General features: G+C 72.3%; 7 protein-coding genes and 1 pseudogene. 7 read left to right on the top strand and 1 reads right to left on the bottom strand.

Features of this window, described 5'->3' with window-relative positions:
• From ACSNOH_RS32800 to ACSNOH_RS32780, 5 genes and pseudogenes are all read left to right on the top strand, one after another.
• Nucleotides 1-219 (top strand): annotated as a pseudogene (locus tag ACSNOH_RS32800) (hypothetical protein); the annotation flags it as partial.
• Between the two features lie 310 nt (nt 220-529).
• Entirely contained in the window at nt 530-874 is a 345-nt protein-coding gene (locus ACSNOH_RS32795) for a YbaB/EbfC family nucleoid-associated protein (protein WP_436725098.1), read from the top strand.
• Between the two features lie 89 nt (nt 875-963).
• Entirely contained in the window at nt 964-1563 is a 600-nt protein-coding gene (gene recR, locus ACSNOH_RS32790) for a recombination mediator RecR (protein WP_391828825.1), read from the top strand.
• Nucleotides 1556-2212: a DUF5063 domain-containing protein gene (locus ACSNOH_RS32785; protein ID WP_436725097.1), complete on the top strand. Its 657-nt coding sequence runs from the start codon at nt 1556-1558 to the stop codon at nt 2210-2212. Before recR ends, ACSNOH_RS32785 begins: the two co-directional genes overlap by 8 nt.
• Nucleotides 2213-2352: 140 nt before the next feature.
• The gene (locus ACSNOH_RS32780; RefSeq protein WP_436725096.1) at nt 2353-3420 is read left to right on the top strand and encodes a methyltransferase; all 1068 of its coding nucleotides are present in this window, start codon (nt 2353-2355) and stop codon (nt 3418-3420) included.
• A gap of 183 nt (nt 3421-3603) precedes the next feature.
• Here the strand turns inward: ACSNOH_RS32780 and ACSNOH_RS32775 are convergent, their stop codons facing one another.
• Nucleotides 3604-4104, bottom strand: coding sequence for an EF-hand domain-containing protein (locus ACSNOH_RS32775; protein ID WP_436725095.1), 501 nt, complete (start codon nt 4102-4104; stop codon nt 3604-3606).
• Between the two features lie 301 nt (nt 4105-4405).
• On the opposite strand from ACSNOH_RS32775, the gene ACSNOH_RS32770 reads away from it, so the two are divergent.
• Together ACSNOH_RS32770 and ACSNOH_RS32765 are read left to right on the top strand one after the other, a co-directional pair.
• Nucleotides 4406-4972, top strand: a complete 567-nt coding sequence (locus ACSNOH_RS32770; RefSeq protein ID WP_436725094.1) for a hypothetical protein — start codon at nt 4406-4408, stop codon at nt 4970-4972.
• Nucleotides 4969-6042 (top strand): cobalamin-independent methionine synthase II family protein, encoded by a 1074-nt coding sequence (locus ACSNOH_RS32765; RefSeq protein WP_436725093.1) that lies wholly within the window; start codon nt 4969-4971, stop codon nt 6040-6042. Before ACSNOH_RS32770 ends, ACSNOH_RS32765 begins: the two co-directional genes overlap by 4 nt.
• The last annotated feature ends 109 nt before the right edge of the window (nt 6043-6151 follow it).

Below are 6151 nucleotides of genomic sequence, written 5' to 3'. Positions count from 1 at the left end.
GCCCCGGCGGTCCCCCAGCCCCAGGCGCCCGCCTCTCCCACGCCTCCGCCGCCCCCGCCGGCCCAGGCGTACCGCGAGCCCGAGCCGCCGCCCGTCGCCCCCGAGGACGACATGCCCGCCGAGGACGACCCCGACCTCGACGAGACCGCCCTGACCGGCCACGACCTCATCGTCCGCGAGCTCGGCGCGACGGTCATCGAAGAGATCGCGAACGAGTAGCAGCGGCGAGTACCAGCGAGAACGAGTAGCAGCGGCGAGCAGCAGCGACGAGTAGGAACGAGGACCAGCGGCACGTAGGGCAGGCAGCTCCGGCGGCCAGGCCCCCGGCCTGCCCTACCGCCGCTTACGCGCGCCCTAGCAGCCACGCCCACCAGCCACGCCCTCGCAGCCACACCCCGGAAAACCCTGCGTGCGCCGCACGCGCCCCCGGCGCCCCTGTTCTTCTTCGCCCGGCATGGGGCGCCGGAGGCGGCAACCACGTAGGCTCGGGCTACCGAGACAAACGTCGTCGACAGCCAGGAGCGAACCCGTGATTCCCGGTGGTGGCCAGCCCAACATGCAGCAGCTCCTCCAGCAGGCGCAGAAGATGCAGCAGGATCTCGCAGCGGCGCAGGAGGAGCTCGCCCGTACGCCCGTGGAGGGCACGTCGGGCGGCGGCCTGGTGAAGGCGACGGTCACCGGTGCCGGCGAGCTGCAGGCCCTGGTGATCGACCCCAAGGCCGTCGACCCCGAGGACACCGAGACCCTCGCCGACCTCATCCTCGCCGCCGTCCGTGACGCCAACGGCGCCGCCCAGCAGCTGCAGCAGCAGAAGCTCGGCCCGCTCGCCCAGGGCCTGGGCGGCGGCAGCGGCATCCCCGGCCTGCCGTTCTGACGGCGGCCGCGGCCCGCCCCTGTTGAACAAGGCCGAGAACAAGACCAAGAACAAGACCGAGAACAAGGCCGAGAAGGAGCATTCGATCCGTGTATGAAGGCGTGGTCCAGGACCTCATCGACGAACTGGGCAGGCTGCCCGGCGTCGGTCCCAAGAGCGCGCAGCGGATCGCCTTTCACATCCTTCAGGCCGAGCCCGCCGACGTCCGCCGGCTCGCCCACGCCCTGACCGAGGTCAAGGCCAAGGTCCGCTTCTGTGCGGTCTGCGGCAACGTCGCCCAGGAGGAGCGCTGCCGGGTCTGCCAGGACCCGCGCCGCGATCCCGCGGTGATCTGCGTCGTGGAGGAATCCAAGGACGTCGTGGCCATCGAGCGGACGCGAGAGTTCCGCGGCCGTTACCACGTGCTCGGCGGGGCCATCAGCCCCATCGAGGGCATCGGCCCCGACGACCTGCGCATCCGCGAGCTGCTCGCCCGGCTCGCGGACGGCACCGTCACCGAGCTGATTCTGGCCACCGACCCCAATCTGGAAGGTGAGGCCACCGCCACGTACCTCGCCCGCATGGTGAAGCCCATGGGGCTCAAGGTCACGCGGCTGGCCAGCGGCCTCCCCGTGGGGGGAGACCTTGAATACGCCGACGAGGTCACGCTCGGGCGTGCCTTCGAAGGGAGACGACTTCTCGATGTCTGACGCAACGCTGCACGACGCCAAGCGCGACCCCGACGACTTCGCGGTCTCGGTCGCGGACTCCATCGAGAGCTTCATCGTCGCCGTCGCCGAGGTGTCGCGCGGCGACGAGCCCGACAGCGCCGTGCCCTTCCTGCTGCTGGAGATCTCCCAGCTGCTCCTGACCGGCGGCAGGCTCGGCGCGCACGAGGACTTCCTCCCCGACGAGCGCTACGAGCCCGACGTCGGCCCCGAGCCGGACGTCGACGAGCTGCGCGAGCGCTTCGCCAGGCTCCTCGACCCCGTGGACGTCTACTCCGAGGTCTTCGACCCGTACGTGCCGCGCACGGCCCCCGTCGCCTGCCGGATCTCCGACGACCTGGCCGACATCATCACCGACCTGCGGCACGGCATGGCCCACTACCGCGACGGGCGGGTCAGCGAGGCCCTGTGGTGGTGGCAGTTCTCGTACCTGTCCAACTGGGGGCCGACGGCGTCGGCCGCCCTCCGCGCGCTCCAGTCCCTGGTCGCCCACGTCCGCCTCGACCAGCCCCTGGACGAGCTCGGCGGTCTGGACACCGACTCCGTAGCGGCCGAGGAGCGGCTCGCCGAGGAGGCGGGGCGCGTGATGGAGGCGGAGATCGCGGGGCCGCTGGGGCTGCGCGGGGTCTGAAACCGGGCCCGGTCCCACCGGCTTCGGCCATCGTTGAGCATTCGACGTCCCCGCCCTCCCCGCTCCTCGTAACCTGCGAGCGGACCCGGCTCGGTCGGTCCCGAGCCGGTCGCTCACCGACGAGGGGAAGAGACAGCGACATGGACGTCACGCCCGGCCACCCTGCCCCCGCGGATCACCCCGCCTCCGCGGATCACCCCGCACTCTCCGCCCAGTTGGGCGAAGTCGCCTTCGGTCACTTCTACGCCTCCGCCCTGCGCGCCGTCGTCGTCCACCGCGTCGCCGACCACCTCGCCGGCGGCCCGCTGCAGCCCGACGAGCTCGCCCGGCGGGCCGGCAACCTGCACGGGCCTACGCTGCGCCGCGTGCTGCGCCTGCTCGCCACGCGCGGCGTCTTCCGGGAGGACGAACAGGGCGCCTTCGAGCTCACCCCGGTCGCGGCGCTGCTCCGTACGGACGTGCCCGACTCGGCGCACGCCGGCATGGTCTGGCTCACCGACGCGGTCTTCCGCCGCTCGGCGGAAGGCCTGGAGGACGCCCTTCGCACGGGCGCCGTACCGTTCCACACGGTCTACGGCATGCCGTTCTTCGACTACCTGCAGGCGAACGCCGACGCCCAGCGGCTGTTCGACACGGGCATGGCGAACATGTCCGGACCGGAGGACGAACTCATCGCCGAGGCGTACGAGTTCCCCGCCACCGGCACGGTCGTGGACGTCGGTGGCGGCCGCGGCGGGCTGGTCCGGGCCGTGCTCAGCCGCAACCCGGGGCTGACCGGCGTGCTGTTCGACCAGGAACAGACGGTGGCCGCGCACCTCCTGGACGCAGGGGAGAGCGCCAAGGAGATCGCGGGCCGCTGGCGTACGGACGCCGGCAGCTTCTTCGACGCCGTGACGCCGGGCGGTGACCTCTACCTCCTGAAGCACATCCTCCACGACTGGAACGACGAGGAATGCGTGCGCATCCTGCGCGCGATCCGCGCCGCGATACCGCCCGGCGGCAAGCTGCTGGCGGTGGACGCCGTCCTCCCGGCGGGCAACGAGCCGCACTTCGCCAAGGAACTGGACGTCATCATGCTGGCGCTCGTGACGGGGCGGGAGCGTACGGAGCAGGAGTTCCGCGCGCTGCTCGGCGAGGCGGGCTTCAGGCTGGACCGGATCATCCCCACCCCCGGATTCGCGTCGATCATCGAAGCGGTGCCGGTGTAAGGGGGTTGGCCTGAGGCGCGGGCCGGCCTGAGGCGTGCCGGGTGTGCAGGACTGACCCGGGAGCGTGAAGGGCCGGCCCGAGTCGCTGGCGGGCCGGCCGCATGGGCAGGCTCTGCGCAGCCCCTACCCGTACAGCGCCTACCCGTACAGCCCCTTGCCGTACAGCGCCTAGCCGTACAGCCCCTAGCCGTACAGCGCCTGGCCCACTGCGGAGCCCTCGCCGGCGACATGGGCGCGGATCGACGCCAGGTAGTCGTCGCGGCTGACGAGCCCGTCCCCGTCGGCGTCCAGCACCTCGAAGGCGGCGTGCGCGTGGTCGGGCGGATTGCCGAGCGCCTCGCGCAGGGCGGTGAACTCCGGTCGGGTGAGGGCGCCGTCCCCGTCGCTGTCGGCGAGGTCGAAGAGCCCGCCCAGGACGGGCCGGCAGACGGTGTCGAACGCCTCGGCGCCGGCCCAGGCGTCGTACTCCTCGAAGGTCACCTTCCCGTCACCGTTCGCATCCATCGCCGCCCAGGCCTGCCGGCCGCCGGCGCGTGCGGCGACGACCAGGGGATCGTCCTCCGCCCGCCCCGTCGCGCGGACGACGTTCGTGGTCCGTGCGAGGTACTCGTCCTGCGAAATGATTCCGTCTCCGTCCGCATCCAGCATGACGAAGACGCGTGCCTTGGCCGATGTGTAGTCCACCGGGGCTGCCTACCCGGCGAGCCGGCGGTCCGCACGGGGACGGCGCCGCGGATACCCGGCGCAAGAGGCAAGCGGCTCGCGCACGCGAGGGCCCCGCGCGGGCGGCGCGCTGCCGAGAGCCGGGCTGTGGCATGGGCGCTGCGGGGTGACTGCGGTGACCGTGGGTAGTCAGGGGCAGGCAGACAGCGGATGGCTAGTCCCTGGAGGGTGCATGGTCGGCGTGGAGTTCCGATTGCGCGTGCAAAGGCGAATGCAGACGCGGACGCGGACACGTAGGCATGGGCGTGGGCGTAGTGCGGCAGTGGCACTCGCCTTTCTCGCCCTGTTGGGCACGTCCTTGGCGTGGGCGCCTGCCGGCCAGGCCCACGGCACGGGCGACAGAAGCACAGGCATCCTGTGCCAAGGCCCCAGCCGGAGCGTTTACGACCCGCCCCTGACGCTCCAGCCGAAGGAAACCCGCATCCACACGGACGCCGACTACCAGTGCACCGTCGGCCCCGGGCGGACCGTACGGGCCACCGGCACCCTCGACGGGGTGTCGCCGGACGCGGCCTGCGCGACGGTGGCCTCGACCCGGGTCATGGAGACCGTCGAGTACCAGGACCCCAAGGGCCACGCCGGATCCGCATCCGGTTCCGCATCCGGATCCGCATCCCGGTCAGTGATCCAGTACGACCGGGGCACCACGGTCCGCGCCGCCGGCGTCCTCACCGTCAGGCTGACGGGCCACGTCACCGAGGGCCGCGGCAAGGGGCAGGAAGCCGAGCGCACCGTGCTTCTCGCGGCGGCACGGGGACTGCCGACCGAGTGCCTCTCCTCCGGCACCGACGGAAGCGACGGCCGAGCCCAGCTGGAGATCAAGCCATGACCCGGAGCATCCCCACCGAACCCATCGGCAGCATCCCCCGCACCACCGAGCTGCTGGCGGCCATGGAGGCCCGAGAAGCCGGCCGGATCTCCGAGGCCGACCTCGTCGCCGCCCAGGACGAGGCGGTACGCGACACCGTCCGCCGCCTCGAAGAGCTCGGCTCCCCGGTCGTGACCGACGGCGAACAGGCCAAGCCGAGCTTCGCCACCTACCCCGTCGCCGGTGCGGCGGGCCTGGCCCCCGACGGCGTGGTCATCCCCTTCGCCGACGGCCATACGCGCCGCCTCCCGCGCCTGATGGCGGGCCCCTTCCGGTACGCCGTCCACGCCGAGCAGTACCTGCGGGGTGCCCGCCGCCACGCGGCCGTACCGGTCAAGCAGGCCGTCATCGCCCCCTCGGCCCTGAGCCTGCTCTACCCGTCCGACGGCATCGACGGCTATCCCCGCGAGGCCTTCCTGGAGGACCTGACGGCGGGCGCCGAAGCGGACATCCGCGGCTGTCTCGCGGCGGGCGCCCACGTCGTCCAGCTCGACTTCACGGAGGCCCGGCTGTCCCTCAAGCTGGACCCGGGCGGGGGACTCCTGGACGATTTCGTCGCCCTGAACAACAGCGTGCTGGAACGCTTCAGCGGGCCCGAGCGCGCCCGCATCGGCATCCACACCTGCCCGGGCGGCGACCTGGACTCCACCCACAGCCTGGACGTGGACTACGCGGCTCTCCTCCCGAAGCTCCTCCGGCTCAAGGCGGGCAACTTCTACGTCCAGCTGGCGAGCGAACCGGACCCGGACAAGGTCCTCGCGGTCCTCTCCGAACACCTGCCGGACGGCGCGCGGGCGTTCGTGGGCGTCACGGACCCCATCGACCCGCGGGTCGAGACCCCGGAAGAGGTCCGCGACCGCGTCCTGGCCGCTGCCCGCCACATCCCTCCCGGCAGCCTGGGCACGTGCGACGACTGCGGCTTCTCGCCCTTCGCGGACGACACGTCCACGTCACGCGAGACCGCCTTCGCCAAGATCCGGGCCCGCATCGAAGGCACGGCCCTGGCAGAACACGCCCTCGGCCTCGTCTGACCCCCGGCACAAGCACAAGCACAGGCGCAGGCACAGGCTCCGGCACCGGCGCCCGCCGTCAGGTCCTCCAGGAAGGCCTCGCGGGGATAGCCGTCGATGCCGTCGGACG

This window comes from Streptomyces sp. URMC 127, assembly GCF_051386535.1.
Classification (GTDB): domain Bacteria; phylum Actinomycetota; class Actinomycetes; order Streptomycetales; family Streptomycetaceae; genus Streptomyces.
The sequence above is the reverse complement of the archived record's forward strand: the minus strand, read 5'-3'. Positions and strand labels throughout refer to the sequence as shown.

Coding starts and splice junctions, on each gene's coding strand:
- ACSNOH_RS32785 (WP_436725097.1), top strand. CDS start 1,556: ATGTCTGACGCAACGCTGCACGACGCCAAGCGCGACCCCGACGACTTC.
- ACSNOH_RS32780 (WP_436725096.1), top strand. CDS start 2,353: ATGGACGTCACGCCCGGCCACCCTGCCCCCGCGGATCACCCCGCCTCC.
- ACSNOH_RS32765 (WP_436725093.1), top strand. CDS start 4,969: ATGACCCGGAGCATCCCCACCGAACCCATCGGCAGCATCCCCCGCACC.